General features: G+C 59.8%; 21 protein-coding genes and 1 pseudogene. 12 read left to right on the forward strand and 10 right to left on the reverse strand.

Features of this window, described 5'->3' with window-relative positions; all coding sequences use genetic code 11:
- Window positions 1-130: 130 nt before the first annotated feature.
- Complete coding sequence (locus OC605_RS14535; RefSeq protein ID WP_003222612.1) at window positions 131-502, reverse strand: YajD family HNH nuclease; 372 nt, start codon at window positions 500-502, stop codon at window positions 131-133.
- Window positions 503-551: 49 nt separating this feature from the next.
- The gene (locus OC605_RS14540) at window positions 552-1238 is read right to left on the reverse strand and encodes a spermidine synthase (RefSeq protein ID WP_024012020.1); all 687 of its coding nucleotides are present in this window, start codon (window positions 1236-1238) and stop codon (window positions 552-554) included.
- A gap of 80 nt (window positions 1239-1318) precedes the next feature.
- Between OC605_RS14540 and OC605_RS14545 the strand changes: the two are divergent.
- Window positions 1319-1602: pseudogene (locus OC605_RS14545) on the forward strand (hypothetical protein).
- On the opposite strand, the gene OC605_RS14550 reads toward OC605_RS14545, so the two are convergent.
- Window positions 1599-2072 carry a cyclic nucleotide-binding domain-containing protein gene (locus OC605_RS14550; RefSeq protein WP_016771227.1) on the reverse strand — a complete coding sequence of 158 codons (474 nt, stop codon included), beginning with the start codon at window positions 2070-2072 and terminating at the stop codon, window positions 1599-1601. The pseudogene OC605_RS14545 and the gene OC605_RS14550 sit on opposite strands and share 4 nt — an antisense overlap.
- 236 nt (window positions 2073-2308) lie before the next feature.
- On the reverse strand, window positions 2309-4363 hold the full coding sequence (locus OC605_RS14555; RefSeq protein WP_186568359.1) for a S9 family peptidase: 2055 nt from the start codon (window positions 4361-4363) through the stop codon (window positions 2309-2311).
- Window positions 4364-4599: 236 nt separating this feature from the next.
- On the opposite strand from OC605_RS14555, the gene OC605_RS14560 reads away from it, so the two are divergent.
- Genes OC605_RS14560 through OC605_RS14570 form a run of 3 tightly spaced genes read left to right on the forward strand, consistent with a single transcriptional unit; the run spans window position 4600 to window position 6444 of the window.
- Window positions 4600-5097: a hypothetical protein gene (locus OC605_RS14560; RefSeq protein WP_016771225.1), complete on the forward strand. Its 498-nt coding sequence runs from the start codon at window positions 4600-4602 to the stop codon at window positions 5095-5097.
- Between the two features lie 15 nt (window positions 5098-5112).
- On the forward strand, window positions 5113-5889 hold the full coding sequence (locus OC605_RS14565; RefSeq protein WP_024012022.1) for a class II glutamine amidotransferase: 777 nt from the start codon (window positions 5113-5115) through the stop codon (window positions 5887-5889).
- A 12-nt stretch (window positions 5890-5901) separates the two neighbouring features.
- Window positions 5902-6444: a DUF2937 family protein gene (locus tag OC605_RS14570; protein WP_016771223.1), complete on the forward strand. Its 543-nt coding sequence runs from the start codon at window positions 5902-5904 to the stop codon at window positions 6442-6444.
- A gap of 234 nt (window positions 6445-6678) precedes the next feature.
- Here the strand turns inward: OC605_RS14570 and OC605_RS14575 are convergent, their stop codons facing one another.
- Window positions 6679-7593, reverse strand: a complete 915-nt coding sequence (locus OC605_RS14575) for a LysR family transcriptional regulator (RefSeq protein ID WP_262137863.1) — start codon at window positions 7591-7593, stop codon at window positions 6679-6681.
- Between the two features lie 159 nt (window positions 7594-7752).
- On the opposite strand from OC605_RS14575, the gene OC605_RS14580 reads away from it, so the two are divergent.
- The 4 genes from OC605_RS14580 to OC605_RS14595 all read left to right on the forward strand — a co-directional run bounded on the left by OC605_RS14580 (window position 7753) and on the right by OC605_RS14595 (window position 11475).
- Complete coding sequence (locus OC605_RS14580) at window positions 7753-9039, forward strand: MFS transporter (RefSeq protein ID WP_071174695.1); 1287 nt, start codon at window positions 7753-7755, stop codon at window positions 9037-9039.
- A gap of 62 nt (window positions 9040-9101) precedes the next feature.
- Entirely contained in the window at window positions 9102-9854 is a 753-nt protein-coding gene (locus OC605_RS14585) for a 5-oxoprolinase subunit PxpA (RefSeq protein ID WP_262137865.1), read from the forward strand.
- Window positions 9851-10555 carry a 5-oxoprolinase subunit B family protein gene (locus OC605_RS14590; RefSeq protein ID WP_262137866.1) on the forward strand — a complete coding sequence of 235 codons (705 nt, stop codon included), beginning with the start codon at window positions 9851-9853 and terminating at the stop codon, window positions 10553-10555. The genes OC605_RS14585 and OC605_RS14590 overlap by 4 nt, the downstream gene beginning before the upstream one ends.
- On the forward strand, window positions 10552-11475 hold the full coding sequence (locus OC605_RS14595; protein WP_262137867.1) for a biotin-dependent carboxyltransferase family protein: 924 nt from the start codon (window positions 10552-10554) through the stop codon (window positions 11473-11475). The genes OC605_RS14590 and OC605_RS14595 overlap by 4 nt, the downstream gene beginning before the upstream one ends.
- An 88-nt stretch (window positions 11476-11563) precedes the next feature.
- On the opposite strand, the gene OC605_RS14600 is transcribed toward OC605_RS14595, so the two are convergent.
- The gene (locus tag OC605_RS14600) at window positions 11564-12742 is read right to left on the reverse strand and encodes a vWA domain-containing protein (protein WP_016771218.1); all 1179 of its coding nucleotides are present in this window, start codon (window positions 12740-12742) and stop codon (window positions 11564-11566) included.
- Window positions 12743-12754: 12 nt separating this feature from the next.
- The gene (locus OC605_RS14605; RefSeq protein WP_007911294.1) at window positions 12755-13600 is read right to left on the reverse strand and encodes an AAA family ATPase; all 846 of its coding nucleotides are present in this window, start codon (window positions 13598-13600) and stop codon (window positions 12755-12757) included.
- 225 nt (window positions 13601-13825) lie between these two features.
- Here OC605_RS14605 and OC605_RS14610 point away from each other — a divergent pair, with 225 nt between their 5' ends.
- The gene (locus tag OC605_RS14610; protein WP_186568373.1) at window positions 13826-14323 is read left to right on the forward strand and encodes a helix-turn-helix domain-containing protein; all 498 of its coding nucleotides are present in this window, start codon (window positions 13826-13828) and stop codon (window positions 14321-14323) included.
- Here the strand turns inward: OC605_RS14610 and OC605_RS14615 are convergent.
- The gene (locus OC605_RS14615) at window positions 14320-15396 is read right to left on the reverse strand and encodes a DUF748 domain-containing protein (protein ID WP_071174698.1); all 1077 of its coding nucleotides are present in this window, start codon (window positions 15394-15396) and stop codon (window positions 14320-14322) included. The genes OC605_RS14610 and OC605_RS14615 overlap by 4 nt on opposite strands.
- Before the next feature lie 141 nt (window positions 15397-15537).
- On the opposite strand from OC605_RS14615, the gene cysK reads away from it, so the two are divergent.
- Window positions 15538-16512, forward strand: coding sequence for a cysteine synthase A (gene cysK / locus OC605_RS14620; RefSeq protein WP_122505872.1), 975 nt, complete (start codon window positions 15538-15540; stop codon window positions 16510-16512).
- A 184-nt stretch (window positions 16513-16696) separates the two neighbouring features.
- The gene (locus tag OC605_RS14625) at window positions 16697-17635 is read left to right on the forward strand and encodes an aspartyl/asparaginyl beta-hydroxylase domain-containing protein (protein WP_186568375.1); all 939 of its coding nucleotides are present in this window, start codon (window positions 16697-16699) and stop codon (window positions 17633-17635) included.
- A 43-nt stretch (window positions 17636-17678) separates the two neighbouring features.
- Here the strand turns inward: OC605_RS14625 and OC605_RS14630 are convergent, their stop codons facing one another.
- Window positions 17679-17879 (reverse strand): hypothetical protein, encoded by a 201-nt coding sequence (locus OC605_RS14630; protein WP_262137870.1) that lies wholly within the window; start codon window positions 17877-17879, stop codon window positions 17679-17681.
- Window positions 17876-18421, reverse strand: a complete 546-nt coding sequence (locus OC605_RS14635) for a hypothetical protein (RefSeq protein WP_186568377.1) — start codon at window positions 18419-18421, stop codon at window positions 17876-17878. The genes OC605_RS14630 and OC605_RS14635 overlap by 4 nt, the downstream gene beginning before the upstream one ends.
- A 448-nt stretch (window positions 18422-18869) precedes the next feature.
- On the opposite strand from OC605_RS14635, the gene OC605_RS14640 reads away from it, so the two are divergent.
- Entirely contained in the window at window positions 18870-19733 is an 864-nt protein-coding gene (locus OC605_RS14640) for a DMT family transporter (protein WP_262137872.1), read from the forward strand.
- Window positions 19734-19792: the final 59 nt, after the last annotated feature.

The following is a 19792-nucleotide window of genomic DNA, read 5'->3' on the forward strand; positions in this document are numbered from 1 at the left end:
GCGGGCAGATTCGAGATTTGTGGTGATTGACCCGGCCTTTTCGCGAGCAGGCTCGCTCCCACAGTTGAAATGCGATCCCCTGTGGGAGCGAGCCTGCTCGCGAAAGGGCCAGCTCAGGCGATGAAGATCTTCAATCTTCTTTTTTCATCAGGCCAGCCAGGGCCGCAAACGGGTTATGCGTGGCCTTGGCGATTTTTGGTGTGCTCAGCGAGCCGTCGCCGAAATACTGCTGATCGGTGTAACGCGAATGTTCGTTGTCGTGGCAATACAGGCACAACAGCTCCCAGTTGGAGCCGTCCTGCGGGTTGTTGTCGTGGTTGTGGTCGCGGTGGTGCACGGTCAGTTCGCTCAGGCGCTTGCCGGAAAACTCGCGGGCGCAGCGGCCGCAGACGTGCGGGTACATTTTCAGGGCCTTGTCGCGGTAGCCCATTTCCTTGTCGCGCTGGTTGTCGGCGAGGATGCGGTCCAGCTTCGACGTGTTGGTGGGGGTGGACGAACTCATGGGTTCACCTTTGCAGAAAGACTGATGACGGTTATGCGCAGAGTTTAGCTCAGCCCTTGAGCTTCTCGGCAATCCAGATCGTGTGGCGGGTGCCCTTGTTGCCGTGGGCGAAGACCTGGACTTCTTCGGCCTTGAAGCCGGCCTTCTTCAATTTGTCGGAAAACTGCCGGTCGGCGCTGGCCGACCACACCGCGAGCACGCCTTTGGGGCGCAGGGCCTTGGCGCAGGCATTCAGACCAGCGGCGGAGTACAGCCAGCTGTTGGCCTTCTGAGTCAGGCCTTCGGGGCCGTTGTCGACGTCGAGCATGATCGCGTCGAAACCGTTCGGCTCGCTTTGCAGCACCTTGGCCACGTCTTCCATGCGGATCACCGTGCGCGGATCGAGCAATGGCCGACCGGACTTCTCCCCGAGCGGGCCGCGATTCCACTCGACTACGCCGGGCACCAGCTCAGCGACCACCACTTCGGCGGATTTGCCCAAGTGCTTGAGTGCCGAAGCGAGGGTGAAACCCATGCCCAGGCCGCCAATCAACACCCGCGAATTCGGCCGGCCGGCGACCTTGCGGCAGGGGATCTCGGCCAGTGCGTCCTCGGAACCGTGCATGCGCGTGTTCATCAACTGCCCGCCGTCGCCGCCCTGGATCTTGATGACGAAGTCCTCGCCATACTCGAACAGGCACAAGGCACCGCCGTTTTCAGGGATCGGGGTGGTGTCGAGCAGAACGAAACGTTTCATGGAAATCTCTACAAGGGGGAAGGCAAGCAGGCGCGTTGGGAGTAGCCTGAGCACAGACTAGAGGCCAAACGGAGCCCTTGATGAAGCGCACCATTCTAACGGTCATTACCCTGGCCGCGCTCGCGATTACTGCAGTGCAGGCCCAGCAGAGCGTTCCGGTCAGCCCGACGCCGCAACCCGGTTCGCCCGGCACCGCGACGCCGACACCGTATCCGCAGATCACGCCGATCACCCTGCCCAAGTCGGGCGCCGGCAGCGGCAGCCCGCGCTGGGCCCGATCGAAATGCCCAGCCCGCCGAGCAAGGATCAACCGGTGCCGGGCATCGAGCCGAACGGCAACAAGGTCAAGTCCCCCGGTGGTTAAACCTGTTGTGCGGCGAGTTGGCCGTCGGCCATGCGCAGGCGTTTGGACAGCGAGACGGCGAGGGCGCGGATGATTTTTGCGGCGATTTTCGGTGCGTCGTTGAGCATTTTCTCCAGCGAGTCCTTGCCCAGGTTGAGCAACTGACAATTGCTCGCCGCGATACATGTGGCCGAACGGCGTTCGCCATCAAGCACGGCCATTTCACCGAAGGCCCGGCCGCTGCGCAGGGTGGCCATGGTGATCACCTGGCCGTCAGCGCCGGTTTTCTGCACAGCGACCTGGCCGGTGTGGATGATGCACATGAAACTGCCGGCATCACCCTCGCGAAAAATCGCCTCGCCCTCAGCTACGGTGCTGATGCTGAAGTAACCGGAAGCGGCCGCAAAGTCGGCCAGTTGCAATTGATCGAACAGGCCACAGTCCATCAGCCAGTCGCGGATTTCGTTGTTCAGAAAGGTCGGTTCGGACATGTCGATGCGGTCTTTTTGTTATCACATTTCAAGGCTATACACGGATCCCGTAGGAATGGGCTTTTGTGGCGAGGGGATTTATCCCCGCTCGGCTGCGCAGCAGTCGCAAATCCTGCCAACTCGGTGCTTCAGGAATACTGAGTTTGCAGGTTTTGGGGCCGCTTCGCAGCCCAACGGGGATAAATCCCCTCGCCACAAGGGTCTGCAGTTAAGACCCAAGCCACCCACAGAGTTCCTCAGGCAATCTGCAAAACCTTGAACACAAATGCATATTCGAGCGCTACGTCACGTAATCCCTGATAGCGCCCGCTCATGCCGCCATGCCCGGCGCCCAGTTCGGTCTTGAGCAGCAGCACGTTGTCGTCGGTCTTGGTTGCGCGCAATTTCGCCACCCACTTGGCCGCTTCCCAATACTGCACACGGCTGTCGTTGTAACCGGCAATCACCAGCAGTGGCGGATAAGCCTGCGCGGTGACGTTTTCGTACGGCGCGTAAGCCTTGATCCGATCATAGACGTCCGGTTCTTCCGGGTTGCCCCATTCGTCGTATTCGGTGACGGTCAGGGGCAGCTCGGGGTCGAGCATGGTGTTGAGTACGTCGACGAACGGCACTTCTGCAATCGCCACGCCGAACAGGTCCGGGCGCTGGTTGAGCACCGCGCCGATCAGCAAACCACCGGCGCTGCCGCCACTGATCGCCAGTTTCTCCGCCGTGGTGATGCCGTTGAGGATCAGAAACTCGGCGCAGGCGATAAAGTCGCTGAAGGTGTTGTGTTTGTGTTCCTGCTTGCCGGCGCGATACCAGGCTTCGCCCAATTCACCACCACCGCGTACGTGAGCGATGGCGAATGCCATGCCGCGATCGAGCAGGCTCAGTCGTGCGTGGGAAAACCATGGATCGAGGCTGGAACCGTAGGCGCCGTAACCGTACAGATACAGCGGCACCGGTTTACCGACCATCTCGCGCTTCATCACCAGACTGATCGGCACCTGCGTGCCGTCGGGGGCGGTGGCCCATAGACGCTGGCTGACATAGGCGTCGGCATCAAATTGGCCGAGTACCGGAGTTTCCTTGAGCACCGTTTGCTCGCCGCTGGCGAGGATCAACTGGCGCACCTGGGCCGGGCGATTCAACGCTTCGTAGCGCAAGCGAATGCGATCGCTCTCGAATTCCAGGCTGTTTTGCACATGCAGACTGTAGGCCGCATCGGGCAACTGCACGCGATACGACGCCTGGCCCTGCGGGTGAACCTCGATGATCGGCAGGCCACCTTCGCGCAGGCTCAAGGTCATCGCCTCTTCGTTGAGGCTGACGCCGTCGAGCATCACTTCTTCGTTGTGCGGGATAAGGTTCTGCCAGTCGGCTTCGCTCGGCGGCACGCCAGTGTCCGGGGCCTGATACAGGGCGAAGTTGATGCCGTCGCGGTTGGTGCGGATAAACCAGGTCCAGACGCCATCGAGCAGGCCGTGGTCGACGTCGTATTCGTGATCTTCGACCCGTGGCGCCAGGCAGCTGAATGGCAGATGTGGCTGATTGGCGTCCAGCGCCCAGACTTCACTGGTGGTCTTGCTGCCCAGCGACAGCAGCAATTGCTGTTCAGAGCTGGCGCGGTAGCAATGGAGGAAGAACCGCCCGTCCGGCTCGTGAAAAACCTCTTCGGCGGCAGTGCCATCGAGGCGATAGCGGAACAGTTTATGCGGGCGATGGGTGTCGTCGAGTACACCGAAAAACAGGGTCAGGCTGTCGTTGGCCCAGGTCATGCTGCCGTCGCAGTCCTCGAATTCCAGTTCGCTGACCCTGTCGTTGGACAGCTCCTTGACGAACAGCGTGTAGACCTCGTCGCCGGAAGCATCGACGCTGTAGGCCAGGCGCTGGTGATCGGGGCTGATGCTGAAAGCACCGAGCGAGAAGAAGCCGCCATTGGCCAGCGCATTCGGATCGAGCAGCAATTGTTCGCGGCTTTCGTCGAGGGTCAGGCTGTCGTCGGCAGAACGCGGGCAGCGGTAGTGCCGGGCGTATTCGTCACCGGCGGTGGTGCGCGTGTAATACAGATACGGGCCCCAAGGCGAGGGCAGGGACAGATCAGTCTCGAGAATCCGCCCCTTGATCTCATTGAACAGGCTTTCGCGCAGTTCGGCCTGATCGGCGGTTTGCGCTTCCTGATAAGCGTTTTCAGCCTTGAGGTAGTCGAGCACCGCTTCGGTGTCGCGCTCCTGCAGCCAGGCATACGGGTCGGCGCCGGGCGCCCGGTGGGCAATCGGGGCAGTCATGACATTGGCGGATTCGGGCATGGAAGGCTCTCGGACAATATTCGGAATTGGGTTGTTCGCAGGTCTTGAAAGCGCCGCAGCCCTTGTGGGAGCGAGCCTGCTCGCGAAAGCGGTGTGTCAGGCAACGCTGTTGCAACTGACAGTCCGTATACGCGAGCAGGCTCGCTCCCACAGGGGCGGCTGCTGGCCGTCTGGTATTGGGACAAGCCGCATGGGCGAAAAGTCGTTACTATAAGCGCCTATTTGCCTGCCTTGCCATGGACACCATGACCGAGAACGACTATCTGATCGCCTGGGGCCTTTACGCCTTTGCCGCCGTGGGCTGCCTGCTGGTATGGATGCGCCTGACCACCTGGATGTGGCGCTGGCTGCGCGAGCCGCTGCGTGTGCTGATGGCGGTGTTGCTGTTCAGCCCGACCATCGTCGATCCGGTGAAGGCCAAAGTAGCACCGGCCATCGCCATCACCGCCCTGGACATGCTGTTCAAGGTCGGCAACAACGCCTGGCGCGCGGTTTCCGATCTGTTCATGTACGGCATGATCGCCTTCGGGGTGTATCTGGTTTTCGTCTTGATCCGCCTGCCGATCGAGCGCGCCTCGACAGCGCGGCGTGAACGCGCCGAGGCCGCCAAGGCCGCGGCCCGTGCCGAAGAGCGCGACGATGATCAACCGTTCGGCGGCGCCGGTGATGACCGCTACGGCCGCCCGCCAGTGCCGAACAATCCGCAGCGCATGCGGGTCGAGCCGCGTCTGTAACCCGAGAGTCCGCACATGTGTGAATTATTGGGCATGAGTGCCAACGTGCCGACCGACATCGTGTTCAGCTTCACCGGCCTGATGCAGCGCGGCGGCCGCACCGGCCCGCACCGCGACGGCTGGGGCATTGCCTTCTACGAAGGGCGCGGCCTGCGGTTGTTTCAGGACCCGGCGGCGAGCAGCGAGTCGGAAGTGGCCAATCTGGTGCAGCGCTATCCGATCAAGAGCGAAGTGGTCATCGGCCACATCCGCCAGGCCAACGTCGGCAAGGTCTGCCTGTCCAACACCCACCCGTTCGTTCGCGAACTGTGGGGGCGCAACTGGTGTTTCGCGCACAACGGTCAGCTCGCCGACTTCACCCCGATCAAGAGTTTCTACCGCCCGGTGGGCGATACCGACAGCGAAGCGGCATTCTGCGATTTGCTCAACCGTGTGCGCGCGGCGTTTCCGGAACCGGTCGATATCGAAGTGCTGCTGCCGGATCTGGTCGCGGCTTGCGCTGAATATCGCAGCAAGGGCGTGTTCAATTGCCTGCTCAGTGACGGCGACTGGCTGTTCTGTTACTGCTCGACCAAACTCGCCCAGATCACCCGCCGCGCACCATTCGGCCCGGCGCGGCTCAAGGATGTCGATGTGATTGTCGACTTCCAGGCCGAAACCACGCCCAACGATGTGGTCACGGTGATTGCCACCGAGCCTTTGACCGAAAATGAAACCTGGACCCGCTACGAACCGGGCCAATGGAGCCTGTGGCGACGCGGCGAATGCGTCAGCCAGGGCAAGACCGAATAAGGATTTGCACCCATGTTGCTCAGTTATCTACGGCTGGTGTTGTTTGCGGCGGGCCTGTTGATCGGTGTCCAGGTGCCGGGATTCATCAACGATTATGCCCAGCGTGTCGAAGCGCATCTGATCGAAGCGCAGACCGGCCTGCGTGGTTTCCAGGGCACGGCCGATCAGTTTTTCAAAGGCGATATGCAGGCGCTGGTCGCGCATTACCGGGCCAGCGAAGACCCGATTTTCCGCAGCGATGCCGACAGCCTGAACACCTTGCTCACCCGCCAGGTCGCGCTGGACAAGCAATTCCAGGCGATGCAAGGCCCGTGGTATGTGCGCTTCCTGCAAGTGGTCCTGGCCGCCGATCCGGATATTCGCAAGGAAACCTGGAACGGTTACAGCTATCAGATCCTGCTGACGCCCGAGGCGATGATCTGGGGCATGAGCGGCGCATTGCTGCTGTCGTTCGGCATCGAATGCCTGTTCCGCCTGATCGACTGGGTCGTTCTCGGCGGCCGCCGCCTGCGCCAGAGCCGACCGATCGAAGATCGCGACGTGCGCGGTTTGTAAGACCTGCTCAATCCCCTCTGGCAACAGAGGCCTTATGGCATGGGGGATTCTGTGGCGAGTGGGCTCTGTGGTGAATGAGTTCTGTGGTGAGTGGGTTCTGTGGCGAGGGGGTTTATTCCCCCTGGGCTGCGCAGCAGCCCCCAAAACCTGCAAATGCGGTACCTCTGAAAGACCGCGTTGGCCGCAATCACGACTGCTGCGCAGCCCGACGGGGATAAATCCCCTCGCCACTAATCATTCAGTGAGGGTGATGCAGTCCTTGCCCACCTTTTGCGCATATCCCGCCAAGACCTGCTGACACAACGTCACAATCTCCTCGACCCACTCAACCCCGACCCGCCACGACACCACCACCGGCAAATCCCCTGGTCGCTGCTCGATGTCGAGCAAGATCAATTCGCCACGTGCCAGCTCCTCGGCCACCAGCACCGGCGGCAGCGCGCCGATACCGAAGCCGTCACGCAACAAGCGGGTGATCGCCGACACCGAATTTACACAATTCAAGCGGGGCGCCAACACGCCGTTGGCCTGCATCAGCGCGACGATATCCTGATGCGGCCGTGAGTTTTTCGAGTAGGTGATGATCCGCTCCTGCGCCAGTTCGGCGAGGTCGGCGTAGTCGCGGTTGTAGATCGAATTGCTGGCGACGATCCAGCCCAGCGGATGGCTGGCCAATTCCAGGCTGCGCACGCTTTCGTGGCGGATCAGATCGGTTTGCAACACCAGATCGAGAAAGCCTTTTTGCAGCTGTTCGCATAGATTCAACGCGGTATCCGCGACCAATTCGATTTCCACGCGTGGGTACAGATCGGTCATCTGCGCCACCAGCGGGCTCAGCCAGGTATGGATCACTGTGTCCATCACGCCGATACGCACCCGCCCGACCTTGCTCGAACGGGTCTCGATCGATTGTTTCAGCGCCGCCATGGTGTCGAGCATCTGCTCGGCATAGTCGAGCACTTTCAGGCCTTCCGGGGTCAGGCTGACGCCGCGTGAATCGCGCAGAAACAGCTTCACGCCCAGTTCGCCTTCGAGCACCGCAATGCGGCTGGAAATCGACGCCTGGGTGGTGAACAGCTTGTCAGCGGTCAGGCGAAAACTCTTCAGGCGCGCGACCCAGACAAAGGTCTCGAGAAACTTCAGATTCATGGACAAGGCTCGGCTGACAAATTTTTCTTATGCCTAAGGCGGGTTTTTATTCGTTGGACGGCGCAGGGCAGGGCGACGAAAAATCGGCGCATCCGGTTCCCACGATAGGCGTCGTCGGAGCTTCGAACAAGACCAATAAAAGCCCTGCGGAGATTTGCCATGAGTGCTCCCGACACCCTCCCGTTATCCAAGCCTGTGACGCGCCCCGGGCCGTTCGACTGGTACCGCAACATCAACCAGCAGGAGCGCCGCACGTTCTGGAGCTGCAAGATCGGTTACGGTCTGGACGGCATGGACACGCAGATGCTCAGCTTCGTTGTGCCGACGCTGATCGCGATGTGGGGCATTACCACTGGCGAAGCGGGGCTGATTCACACCAGCACCCTGATCGCCTCGGCCATCGGCGGTTGGGTCGCCGGGATTCTCTCCGACCGCATCGGCCGCGTGCGCACCCTGCAACTGACGGTGCTGTGGTTCGCCTTCTTCACCTTCCTCTGCGGCTTCGCGCAAAACTACGAACAATTGCTGATCGCCCGCACCCTGATGGGCTTCGGTTTCGGCGGTGAATGGACCGCCGGCGCGGTGCTGATCGGTGAAGTGATCCGCGCCAAGGATCGCGGCAAAGCGGTGGGCATGGTGCAATCCGGCTGGGCGCTGGGCTGGGGCCTGACGGCGATTCTGTATGCGCTGCTGTTCTCGGTGTTGCCGGCGGAAGATGCCTGGCGCGCGCTGTTCATCCTTGGCATCGTGCCGGCGATATTCGTGATTTTTGTCCGTCGACTGGTGAAAGATCCTGAGATCTATCGCGAAGCCAAAGCCGCGCAAACCCCGGAAAACCCGGCGAAGTTCTACGAGATCTTTGCCCCCGGCATGCTCTTCACCACGTTTCGCGCTTCCTTGCTGACCACCGGTGCGCTGGGCGGTTACTACGCGATTACCTCCTGGCTGCCGACTTTCCTCAAGAATGAGCGCGGTTTGAGCGTGCTCGGCACCGGAGGTTATCTGGCGATGGTAATCGTCGGTTCCTACGTCGGCTATGTGATCAGCGCGTATCTGACCGACCTGCTAGGGCGGAAAAAGAATTTCATCTTGTTCGCGGTCGGCTCGTTCACCATCGTTCTGCTCTACACGCAGATGCCGGTCAGCAACGGCGTGATGCTTTGGCTGGGCTTCCCGCTGGGCTTCTTCGCTTCGGGGATTTTCAGCGGCATGGGCGCGTTTCTGACTGAATTGTTCCCCACGCGCATTCGCGGCTCGGGCCAGGGTTTCTGCTACAACATCGGCCGCGCACTGGCGGCGTTGTTCCCGCTGTTGATCGGCCTGCTCAGCCAGAAAGTGCCGCTGAGCATGGGCATCGGCGCCTTCGCGGCGGTGTCATATGGCGTGGTGATTCTGGCGGCGCTGAGCCTGCCGGAAACCCGTGGCAAGCAACTCGACGCGCAGTAACTGATACCCTGCGCAGAAGTCTCCTACAGATAAAAAGACCAGCAGCTACAGGAGTGTTCACCGTGAGCCGCCTGCTATTGAATTGCGACATTGGCGAGAGCTTCGGCAGCTGGACCATGGGTCTGGACGCCGAGGTCATGCCCTTCATCGATTGCGCCAACATCGCCTGTGGGTTCCATGCCGGCGACCCAAGCATCATGCGCAAAACCGTGGCGCTGGCCCTCGAACACGGCGTGCAGATTGGCGCGCACCCGGCCTATCAGGATCTGGTCGGATTCGGCCGGCGCTCCATGGCCTATTCCGCGCAAGAGCTGCAAGACATCCTGCATTACCAGATCGGCGCCCTCGACGGCATCTGCAAGGCGCAGGGCGGGCGTGTGAGTTACGTCAAACCCCACGGCGCGATGTACAACGACATGATGGCCAACCCGGCACAATTGCGCGCGGTGGTACAGGCCGTGGCCGTGTATGACCGCAGCTTGCCGCTGATGTTGATGGCGACCCGAGACAACGCTGCGGCGCAGCAGATCGGCGATGAATACGGCGTAACTCTTTGGTTTGAAGCGTTCGCCGACCGTGCCTATGACAGTGGCGGCCGGCTGGTCTCACGGCAACTGCCGGGCGCCGTGCATCACGATGCCGAAAAAATCATCGAGCAAGCGTTGACCATCGCCCGTGGCGGCGAACTCAGCGCCAGCGATGGCAGCGCCTTGATCCTGCGCGCCAACACCCTGTGCGTCCACGGCGACAACGCCATTTCGGTGGCCGCCGTGCGGCGTATTCGTCAGGCCTTGCAGCAGTCGAGTGCGTCATGAATCCACGGGTTGAAGTGGTGGCGCTGGATTGCCTGATGCTGCGTCTGTTCGATGACATCGCCGAAGCCAACATGCCGTGGATGCTCGCCGCCAGCGAGCGCTTGCGCACGGCGTTTGGTGCACAACTGATCGATCTGGTGCCGTCCTATACGACGTTGATGGTGCATTACGATCTGACGCTGTTGAGTCCGGCGCAGGCGCGCGAATTGATCGCCGAAGCGCTGGTTGATCTGGCGCCGAATGCGCGAAGCGCTGGGCAGTGTCACGTCTTGCCGGTCTGGTACGACTTGAGTGTCGGCCCGGAACTGAGTCTGTTGGCCGAACGCAGCGGGCTGGCGGTGAAGGAGGTGATTCGTCGCCACAGTGCGCGGGAATATCAGGTGTTCGCCCTTGGCTTTGCGCCGGGTTTTGCCTTCATGGGCCTGGTCGAAGAAATGCTCGCCGCGCCGCGCTTGAACACACCGCGCAAGAAAGTCGCCGCTGGCAGCGTCGGTATCGCCGAGCGGCAGACCGCAGCGTATCCGGTGGTCTCACCCGGTGGCTGGAACCTGATCGGGCGCACCCCGGCAAAACTCTTCGATCGCCATCGCGACGGCTATAGCCTGATGCAACCCGGCGACACGGTGCGCTTCGAAGCGGTCGACCACGCTGAATTCATACGCTTGGGCGGCGACGACTCCCCACTGGAGGCGCTGGCATGAGTCGATTGACGATCGAAGCCAGCACGCCGCTGTGCCTGTTGCAGGACGCCGGGCGGTTTGGCGTGCGACATCTGGGCGTGACCCAGGGCGGCGCGGCGGACTGGTGCTCCATGAGCTGGGCCAACTGGCTGTTGGGTAATGAACTGGATGCGGCGGTGGTTGAAATCACCCTCGGCGGGTTTGCCGTGGTGGCTGAGGAGGATTGCCTGCTGGCGCTGGCAGGAGCGGATCTCGGCGCGCAGATCGACGGCCAGCCGCTGGCGCCGTGGCGCAGTTTCCGGTTGGCGAAAGGGCAGACATTGCGCTTCACCCAGCCGTTGCTCGGCGCCAGGGTCTATCTGGCGGCCCCCGGCGGTTTTGCCGCGCCGAAGGTACTGGGCAGCAGTGCCACGGTGCTGCGAGAAGAATTGGGCGGACTTGATGGCATGGGCCTTCCGCTCGCCAAAGGGGCGGCGCTCGGTTACAGCGGCGAAGCGTCAGCGGTGCGCGAAATGCCTTCGACGCTGCGGCCGGATTTCAAAATGCACGCGCCTTTGGACTTGGTGCTCGGCGCACAGATCGGCCAGTTCAGCGGGCAGAGCCTGTTCGATGTCTTCAACAGCGCCTGGACCATCGACAGTCGCGCCGACCGCATGGGCATCCGCCTCCTCGGCGCGGCGTTGCAGTATCAGGGCGCGCCGATGATTTCCGAGGGCATTCCCTTGGGCGCTGTGCAGGTACCGCCGGACGGACAGCCGATTGTGTTGCTCAATGATCGGCAGACCATTGGCGGCTATCCGCGCCTGGGCGCGTTGACGCCGCTGTCGTTGGCGCGATTGGCGCAATGCCTGCCGGGAGCGAAGGTGAGATTGAGGCCGGTAGTGCAGGACGTCGCGCACCGCGAGCATGTCGAGTATTTGCAGCGCTTTAAAGATCGCTAAAAGCTTCGCGAGCAGGCTCGCTCCCACAGGTAAAAGCATTCCAATGTGGGAGCGAGCCTGCTCGCGAAGGCGTTCGTCGTGTTAACGATTACTTGGAAAGAAACCGCATCCCTTCTTCAAGCCCGCGCAACGTCAGCGGATACATCTGATCTTCGATCAGATCGCGGACGATGTTGGTCGACGAGGTATAGCCCCACGTGTCCTTCGGATACGGATTGATCCAGATGAGCTTCTTGTATTTCTCCATGAAGCGCTGCATCCACACGTAACCCGGCTCTTCGTTCCAGTGCTCGACGCTGCCGCCAGCCTGGGTGATTTCGTAGGGCGCCATGGCGGCATCGCCGATGAAGATCACTTTGTAGTCGGCGCCGTATTTGTGCAGCAGATCCTGGGTCGAAGTGCGCTCGGAAGTGCGGCGCATGTTGTTCTTCCACACTGATTCATAAATGAAGTTGTGGAAGTAGAAGTACTCCAGGTGCTTGAACTCGGTCTTGCAGGCCGAGAACAATTCCTCACAGATCTTCACGTGCGCGTCCATAGAGCCGCCGATGTCGAACAATAGCAACAGCTTCACTGTGTTGCGCCGTTCCGGCCGCATCTGGATATTCAGCAGGCCGGCGTCCTTGGCGGTGTGGTCGATGGTGCCGTCGATGTCGAGTTCTTCTGCCGCACCTTGGCGGGCGAACTTGCGCAAACGACGCAGGGCGACCTTGATGTTGCGCGTGCCCAGTTCCACCGAATCGTCGAGGTTCTTGTACTCGCGCTGATCCCAGACCTTGACCGCTTTGCCCTGACGCTTGCCGGCGTCGCCGACCCGGATGCCTTCAGGGTTGAAACCGCCGGAGCCGAACGGGCTGGTGCCGCCGGTGCCAATCCACTTGTTGCCGCCGGCGTGGCGTTCTTTCTGTTCTTCCAGACGCTTCTTGAACTCTTCGATGAGCTTGTCCAGCCCGCCAAGGGACTGGATCTGCGCGCGTTCTTCGTCGCTCAGCGAGCGCTCGAATTCCTTGCGCAACCAGTCTTCGGGAATCAGCGCCTGCAAGTGATCGTCGAGTTTCTCCAAGCCATTGAAATAGGCGCCGAACGCCCGGTCGAACTTATCGAAATGGCGCTCGTCCTTCACCAGAATCGCCCGCGACAAGTAATAGAACTCGTCCATGTCGGCGAAGGTCACGCGCTGTTTCAGCGCGTTGATCAGGTCGAGCAGCTCGCGCACCGACACCGGTACCTTGGCTGCACGCATTTCGTTGAACAGGTTGAGCAACATGGCAGCAGCCTCTTAGCGGGTGCCGCGCCGGCTCATGAACGCCAGGCGCTCAAGCAGTTGCACGTCCTGTTCGTTTTTCACCAGTGCGCCAGCCAGTGGCGGAATGGCTTTGGTCGGATCGCGCTCGCGCAGCACCGCTTCGCCGATGTTGTCGGCCATCAGCAGTTTCAGCCAGTCGACCAGTTCCGAGGTCGAAGGCTTTTTCTTCAGGCCCGGTACCTTGCGCACGTCGAAGAACACGTCGAGCGCTTCGCTGACCAAGTCCTTCTTGATGTCCGGGTAATGCACATCGACGATTTTCTGCAGAGTAGTGCGGTCGGGGAAAGCGATGTAGTGGAAGAAGCAGCGGCGCAGGAAGGCGTCCGGCAGCTCTTTCTCGTTGTTGGAAGTAATGATGATGATCGGGCGTTTCTTGGCCTTGATGGTCTCGTCGATCTCGTAAACGTAGAACTCCATCTTGTCGAGTTCTTGCAACAGGTCGTTGGGGAACTCGATGTCGGCCTTGTCGATTTCGTCGATCAGCAGAATCACCCGCTCCTCGGACTCGAAGGCTTCCCAGAGCTTGCCTTTCTTCAAGTAGTTGCGCACGTCGTGGACTTTTTCATTGCCTAGCTGCGAGTCGCGCAAACGGCTGACCGCGTCGTACTCGTACAGACCCTGATGGGCCTTGGTGGTGGATTTGATGTGCCAGGTGATCAGCTTGGCACCGAACGACTCGGCCAGTTGCTCGGCGAGCATGGTCTTGCCGGTTCCCGGTTCACCCTTGACCAGCAGCGGCCGTTCCAGGGTGATGGCGGCGTTGACCGCCAGCTTCAGGTCATCGGTGGCGACGTAGGCCTGGGTGCCTTCGAACTTCATCTGCAAATCCTCGAACGGTAACGCTGACCTTACGGGCAGGGCGGGGCGAAATAATCGGATGCCCGACTATAACGCGCACGCCGGTCGACTGTGAACGCAGACGGCTTATTCAGTCTCTGAATGGAGCGTCACATGTTGACTCAGTCTCGGCGGATGGCCAGTATTCCGGTATCGCCGATTTGGCGATAGCCTTTCTTGCTCGGTTAGTAAAAAGGCAGAAAATCGATGTTACCCATGAAACGGCCGCGTCTGCGATCTGCGCACGTCCTGTCGGATTTCAGGTTGGCGCTGACATTTATCAATGGTCAGGAACTGACAGTTGATTTGGGGATGGATATTCATACTTATCCAGGTCTGCGGACACTGCTTGATCGCGAAGTCTTTGCGACTGCCGCAGTCGGAGACGAGGGTTGGATCGTTGAATGGATTGAACCCGACGTACAGATCGGTGCAGACACCTTGTATATGGATGCGCTAGCGCAAAATGCCCAGGATGAGAACACGCGCATTTTTATCGATTGGCGCGCCCGTACCGGACTTTCTCTCAATGATGCGGCCGAAGCGCTCGGTGTGAGCGCTCGCAGCATCAGCCGTTACAGCAATGGGCGTGAAGCAGTGCCACGTTCTTTGGCGTTGGCCTGTCTGGGCTGGGATTCGCTGCAACAGCGTTCATCGATAGCGGCCGAAGACACAGGTCGATATGTCGTCAACCGCAAAACTTAATCCTCATCTGGCTTCGGCCGTTCGTACCGCGCATTGAATGCCTGGATGAAGCCATTGCGCAAAATCTGCAAAAACGCTTCGAAGGCGTTGACGTTCTGCTGGTGGACATTGCCGCTGAGTTCGACGCGGGTGGCGAACTGGTTTTTGTTCTGGTTCTTCAGCACGGTCTCGGTGCCGCCGACCAGTGCTTCCCAGATTGAGCGGAACAGGCCTTTGTTTTTGTTTTCGACGTCTTGCTGCCAGTTGAATACGTCGACGTCGCGCAGCAGGGGTTTGATGTAGCCGGTGAGTCGGGCTTTCTCTGCCTTCGCTTCGATAACCACATCGCCGTGGCCGGCGTTGAAGTCGAATTTGCCGTAGGCGGCGGCGAAGTCGTTCATGCGTTTGAGCTCGATGTCACGGGCGCGCAGGCGGAATTCGAAGTCTTCGAAGTTGCTCAGTGGATCGAAGGTGGCGGTGGTTTCCAGCGGCGCGTGGCCCAGCAGCAACGCCTTGCCTTCAAAGCGCGCGTCGCGCTTGCCTTCCTTGTCGACCACATTGGTCAGGTTATAGATGCTGGCGTTGACGTTGCTGGCGTTCATGTTCACCGGCGGCTTGGAATTGAAGTTGCGGAAGGTGATACGGCCATCGTTGATCTGCACTTCATCGAGGGTGATCGGCAGCAGCTTGCCCAACTGCTCACGCCAGTCGGTGCCCTGACCGGTCTGCGAGTTCTGTTTGTTGGGGCCGCCGTCGACAAAGTTGATTTCGGGGTTGAGAAATTGCACCTGCGCGACCACGGCATGGTCGTACCACAGTGAATGCCAGCTTACCGACAGGTCGATCAACGGCGCATCGACGAACGGCACTGGTACCTTGCCATCGACCTTGACGATCTTCAGGCCGTTGATTTTATAGGCGCCACGCCACAGCGCGAGATCAACATCGGTGATCTGGCCACGGTAATCGCCCATGTCCGCGAGTTTGTCATTGAGGTAGTCGCGTACCAGATAGGGCAGGGCGAAATGCAGGGCGACCAGCAGCACCACGACACCCGTCAGGGTCCAGAGCGGCCAGCTGTAACGACGTTTCATGCCATTGTTCCTTCAAGAGTGTGGCTTGACGATTCAAAGCGATTGACTCCGCGCGTTTGCAGACGTTCGACCCGACTGGACTGTGATCGGCAACGGGCTTACCTTGGAAGGCTGAATTCAACGCTGCATAAGGACCCAGCCATGAGCCGTATTTACGCTGACAACGCCCATTCCATCGGTAATACGCCGCTGGTCCAGATCAACCGCATCGCGCCGCGCGGGGTCACGATCCTGGCCAAGATCGAGGGGCGCAACCCCGGTTACTCGGTCAAATGCCGAATCGGCGCCAATATGATCTGGGACGCCGAAAGCAGCGGCAAACTCAAGCCAGGCATGACCATTGTCGAGCCGACTTCCGGTAATACTGGTATCGGTCTGGCCTTCGTTGCCGCTGCGCGTGGCTATAAGTTGATGCTGACCATGCCGGCGTCGATGAGCATCGAGCGCCGCAAGGTTCTGAAAGCCTTGGGCGCGGAACTGGTTTTGACCGAGCCGGCCAAGGGCATGAAGGGCGCCATCGAGAAAGCTGCGGAAATCGTCGCCAGCGATGCCGACAAATACTTCATGCCGGCGCAGTTCGATAACCCGGCCAACCCGGCAATTCATGAGAAGACCACCGGCCCGGAAATCTGGAACGACACCGACGGTGCCGTGGATGTGCTGGTGGCTGGGGTAGGTACCGGCGGAACCATTACTGGTGTCTCGCGGTATATCAAGAACACCGCCGGGAAACCGATTCTGTCGGTGGCCGTCGAGCCAGCGTCTTCGCCCGTCATCACCCAGGCTCTGGCCGGTGCCGAAATCAAGCCGAGCCCGCACAAGATTCAAGGCATCGGTGCCGGTTTTGTGCCGAAGAACCTCGATCTGTCGATGGTCGATCGCGTCGAGCAGGTGACCGATGAAGAATCCAAGGCCATGGCTTTGCGCCTGATGCAGGAAGAGGGGATTTTGTGCGGCATTTCCTGTGGTGCTGCCATGGCGGTGGCGGTGCGTCTGGCGGAGAAACCAGAGATGCAGGGTAAAACCATCGTCGTGGTGCTGCCGGATTCGGGTGAGCGTTATCTGTCGAGCATGCTGTTCAGTGACCTGTTTACCGAGCAGGAGAACCAGCAGTAAGCCTGTTGATTCATGTCAGCCAGGGTTCAGGCGCCGCATGTTAATAAAGGCTTTGTTGCGTAATGCTTAACACTGAATCTTGTGGCAGGCGGGTTTTTCCCGGAGCCGGTAGTGTTTATCATGGCCGGCTGCCATGCCGGGTAAAGGGCATTGCGCAGCGTTGTCTTTATTCAAGGAGTTGTTGATGACCGTTTCGTTTGCCGCCAAGGCGTTTGTGCTGTTGCTGTTCCTGGGCAGCACGCTCTATGTGCATTTGCGCGGCAAGGCGCGTTTGCCGGTACTGCGTCAGTTCGTCAACCATTCGGCGCTGTTCGCCCCATATAACGCTTTGATGTACCTGTTCTCCGCAGTGCCTTCCAGACCGTATCTGGATCGCAGCAAGTTTCCGGAACTGGATGTGCTGCGCGACAACTGGGAGACCATCCGCGACGAAGCCATGCACTTGTTCGACGAAGGCTACATTCGCGCCGCCGAGAAGAACAACGACGCCGGATTCGGTTCGTTCTTCAAGAAGGGCTGGAAGCGTTTCTATCTGAAGTGGTACGACAAACCGCTGCCATCGGCCGAAGCACTTTGCCCGAAAACCGTGGCTCTGGTCAGTGCCATACCTAACGTCAAGGGTGCGATGTTTGCACTGCTGCCGGGCGGCAGTCATCTCAACCCGCACCGTGACCCGTTCGCCGGCTCCCTGCGTTATCACCTCGGCCTATCGACACCCAACTCCGACGATTGCCGGATCTTCGTCGACGGCCAGATTTACGCCTGGCGCGACGGCGATGATGTGATGTTCGACGAGACCTACGTGCACTGGGTCAAGAATGAAACTGATCAGACTCGCGTCATTCTGTTCTGCGATGTCGAGCGTCCGCTGAGCAACCGCGTGATGACCCGCATCAATCGCTTCATTAGTGGCTGGCTCGGCCGCGCCACCGCGCCGCAGAATCTCGACGACGAACGCGTTGGCGGCATCAACCAGGCTTATGCCTGGAGCAAGAACTTCAGCGACCGTTTCAGCGGCGTGGTCAAGCAGTGGAAGCGCCGGCATCCCAAGGCCTACCGCGTAATGCGCCCGGTGCTGGCGGTGCTGGTGCTGACCTTGCTGGGGTATTGGTTGTTTGGTTGAGGCTGGCTCAGAAATAAAAAACCGCTCCTCAGGAGCGGTTTTTTCACAATCGGCCAGCGACCAGCACCGAGGGCTCATCTTCGATACCGGTGATCAGCAGCTGCAACAGACGCCGTTGATTAGCGGTCAATTCATGATCAGCCAGTCTTTTGGTTTTCAGCGATCTGACCAATGCTTCGGGAGGTCTATGCTTCGCTTTTTTCATGTTGCCTCCCGGTTTGATCAGTAATTGATTGGCTTTCACAGTACTGGATTCTCCAAGGTTTTGACAAGGCGGCCTTCGATGTCGTAGCTGAAACCCAGCTTCTGATAAACGGGTATCGCACCGTCCAGCGGCTCTTGTATTTCGATAACATCGCAGCCAACGAAGTCCGCGTATTGCTCAATTACCATGATCGCTAGTAGTCCTATCCGATTTTTCAAAGGATGTGTTCCGCCAGGGCGCCCTTCCAATCTCACAACTCGTAATCTGCGTCGACTATTGTTCGGGTTTGCAAAACACAGGCCGCAGAGCTGCCCGTCGAACCAGATAGAGATGTCCAATGCGCGTGGTTCACGTGATTTCCAGGCGATGACTTCATGCCAGAAAAAGCAGGGTTCTTCCCATGTTTCAAAAGCATTCAGCGCATGCCTGTTTATCGGTTCGAACCGAATGAGAGATAAATCCATAATCGAAGCGTCGGCCGCCTTAAGTTGGCCCTGTAAGCCGGCAATCTGCGAAGCGGCCCGCTTCCTCGCCTCTGACCGATAAACCTGATACCGCAAATACGTCCGTTCCCTTGGCATATGATCTCTTGCATTCCATGTCTCCTGACAATCCATTGCCGCCGCCAATCACCCTAATCATCCCGCCCCAAGCTGTCGCTACCGGCCCTTTGCCCAAGTCATTGCAATCTGTGTCCCGGGCTGGTTATAGTCAGCCCGCCCGAGCCGCTGTGCTCGCGCTTTCATTTCTCCAATAAAGATCAGCATCCATGCCTGCATCCCTCATCAACGCGGTAGTCGATTCAGCGGTCAACGCTGGCGTCGTGCCGTGCGGGAATCAGCAGCCTGTGCAGATCAGTCATTACCCTCCACCTGTCAGTAGCACGCCGGTGTGCGCAGTCGTTTCGCCGCCGGGCGTTGGTGTGCGGGGTTGATCGGCAGTTTCTGCTGACCCCTGCGCCCGCCAGAACAACCTACTGAATTTCAGCTTCGGCTGAGTTGGCTTCTTGCCTGACTACAGGTGGTATTCATGTTTGTCCTTTCGAAACAATCCGCGCTCGCGGCGACGTCCACGAGCCTGTTCGTTCTGCTGTGGAGCAGCGGGGCGATTTTCTCCAAGTGGGGCCTCGCCCATGCTTCGCCCTTTGCCTTTCTGCTGATTCGCTTCGCCATCGCCCTGTGCGGGCTGGTGTTGCTGGCGCCGCTGCTCAAACTCAAGGTGCCCAAGGGTGGCAAGCCGATGCTGTTTGCGATCGCCACGGGACTGGTGTTGCTAGGGGCCTATCAGATCTTTTATCTGCTGGCGCTGGACTGCAAAGTCACGCCGGGGGTAATGGCGACGATCATGGGCGTTCAGCCGATCCTCACCGTGGTGCTGATGGAGCGCCAGCGTTCGGCGAGCCGCCTGTTCGGCCTGGCGCTGGGCCTGGCCGGGCTGGTCATGGTGGTTTATCAAGGGATCGGTCTGGCTGGAATGTCCTGGGCCGGCATGCTGTTCGGTTTGCTGGCGCTGGCGAGCATGACGCTCGGCTCGATCATGCAGAAACGCATCACCAACAATCCCCTCGGCACACTGCCAGTGCAGTACCTGGCCGGCCTGTTGCTGTGCGCGATTTTCGTACCGTTCCAGCCGTTTCACTTCGAACACAGCGCAGGCTTCATTGTCCCGGTGTTATGGATGGGCCTGGTGGTTTCAGTGCTGGCGACGCTGTTGCTGTATCGACTGATCGCGCGGGGCAATCTGGTGAATGTCACCAGCCTGTTCTATCTGGTGCCGGCGGTAACGGCGGTGATGGATTACCTGATTTTCGGTAATCGTCTGGCGGCGTTGAGTGTGCTGGGAATGCTGCTGATTATTGTCGGGTTGGTGTTTGTGTTCCGAAAAAGCAGTTAGCAGAAAACAGGCGGTGGTTGATCCATCGCCTTCGCGAGCAGGCTCGCTCCCACATTGGA

It is taken from the genome of Pseudomonas sp. Marseille-Q5117, from assembly GCF_946901175.1.
Taxonomy (GTDB): domain Bacteria; phylum Pseudomonadota; class Gammaproteobacteria; order Pseudomonadales; family Pseudomonadaceae; genus Aquipseudomonas; species Aquipseudomonas iranensis.

What these genes read in the sequence shown, in the direction of transcription:
- OC605_RS14535 (WP_003222612.1), bottom strand. Translation starts at nt 502, where the DNA reads ATGAGTTCGTCCACCCCCACCAACACGTCGAAGCTGGACCGCATCCTC.
- OC605_RS14540 (WP_024012020.1), bottom strand. Translation starts at nt 1,238, where the DNA reads ATGAAACGTTTCGTTCTGCTCGACACCACCCCGATCCCTGAAAACGGC.
- OC605_RS14550 (WP_016771227.1), bottom strand. Translation starts at nt 2,072, where the DNA reads ATGTCCGAACCGACCTTTCTGAACAACGAAATCCGCGACTGGCTGATG.
- OC605_RS14555 (WP_186568359.1), bottom strand. Translation starts at nt 4,363, where the DNA reads ATGCCCGAATCCGCCAATGTCATGACTGCCCCGATTGCCCACCGGGCG.
- OC605_RS14560 (WP_016771225.1), top strand. Translation starts at nt 4,600, where the DNA reads ATGGACACCATGACCGAGAACGACTATCTGATCGCCTGGGGCCTTTAC.
- OC605_RS14565 (WP_024012022.1), top strand. Translation starts at nt 5,113, where the DNA reads ATGTGTGAATTATTGGGCATGAGTGCCAACGTGCCGACCGACATCGTG.
- OC605_RS14570 (WP_016771223.1), top strand. Translation starts at nt 5,902, where the DNA reads ATGTTGCTCAGTTATCTACGGCTGGTGTTGTTTGCGGCGGGCCTGTTG.
- OC605_RS14575 (WP_262137863.1), bottom strand. Translation starts at nt 7,593, where the DNA reads ATGAATCTGAAGTTTCTCGAGACCTTTGTCTGGGTCGCGCGCCTGAAG.
- OC605_RS14580 (WP_071174695.1), top strand. Translation starts at nt 7,753, where the DNA reads ATGAGTGCTCCCGACACCCTCCCGTTATCCAAGCCTGTGACGCGCCCC.
- OC605_RS14590 (WP_262137866.1), top strand. Translation starts at nt 9,851, where the DNA reads ATGAATCCACGGGTTGAAGTGGTGGCGCTGGATTGCCTGATGCTGCGT.
- OC605_RS14595 (WP_262137867.1), top strand. Translation starts at nt 10,552, where the DNA reads ATGAGTCGATTGACGATCGAAGCCAGCACGCCGCTGTGCCTGTTGCAG.
- OC605_RS14600 (WP_016771218.1), bottom strand. Translation starts at nt 12,742, where the DNA reads ATGTTGCTCAACCTGTTCAACGAAATGCGTGCAGCCAAGGTACCGGTG.
- OC605_RS14605 (WP_007911294.1), bottom strand. Translation starts at nt 13,600, where the DNA reads ATGAAGTTCGAAGGCACCCAGGCCTACGTCGCCACCGATGACCTGAAG.
- OC605_RS14610 (WP_186568373.1), top strand. Translation starts at nt 13,826, where the DNA reads ATGTTACCCATGAAACGGCCGCGTCTGCGATCTGCGCACGTCCTGTCG.
- OC605_RS14615 (WP_071174698.1), bottom strand. Translation starts at nt 15,396, where the DNA reads ATGAAACGTCGTTACAGCTGGCCGCTCTGGACCCTGACGGGTGTCGTG.
- cysK (WP_122505872.1), top strand. Translation starts at nt 15,538, where the DNA reads ATGAGCCGTATTTACGCTGACAACGCCCATTCCATCGGTAATACGCCG.
- OC605_RS14625 (WP_186568375.1), top strand. Translation starts at nt 16,697, where the DNA reads ATGACCGTTTCGTTTGCCGCCAAGGCGTTTGTGCTGTTGCTGTTCCTG.
- OC605_RS14635 (WP_186568377.1), bottom strand. Translation starts at nt 18,421, where the DNA reads ATGCCAAGGGAACGGACGTATTTGCGGTATCAGGTTTATCGGTCAGAG.
- OC605_RS14640 (WP_262137872.1), top strand. Translation starts at nt 18,870, where the DNA reads ATGTTTGTCCTTTCGAAACAATCCGCGCTCGCGGCGACGTCCACGAGC.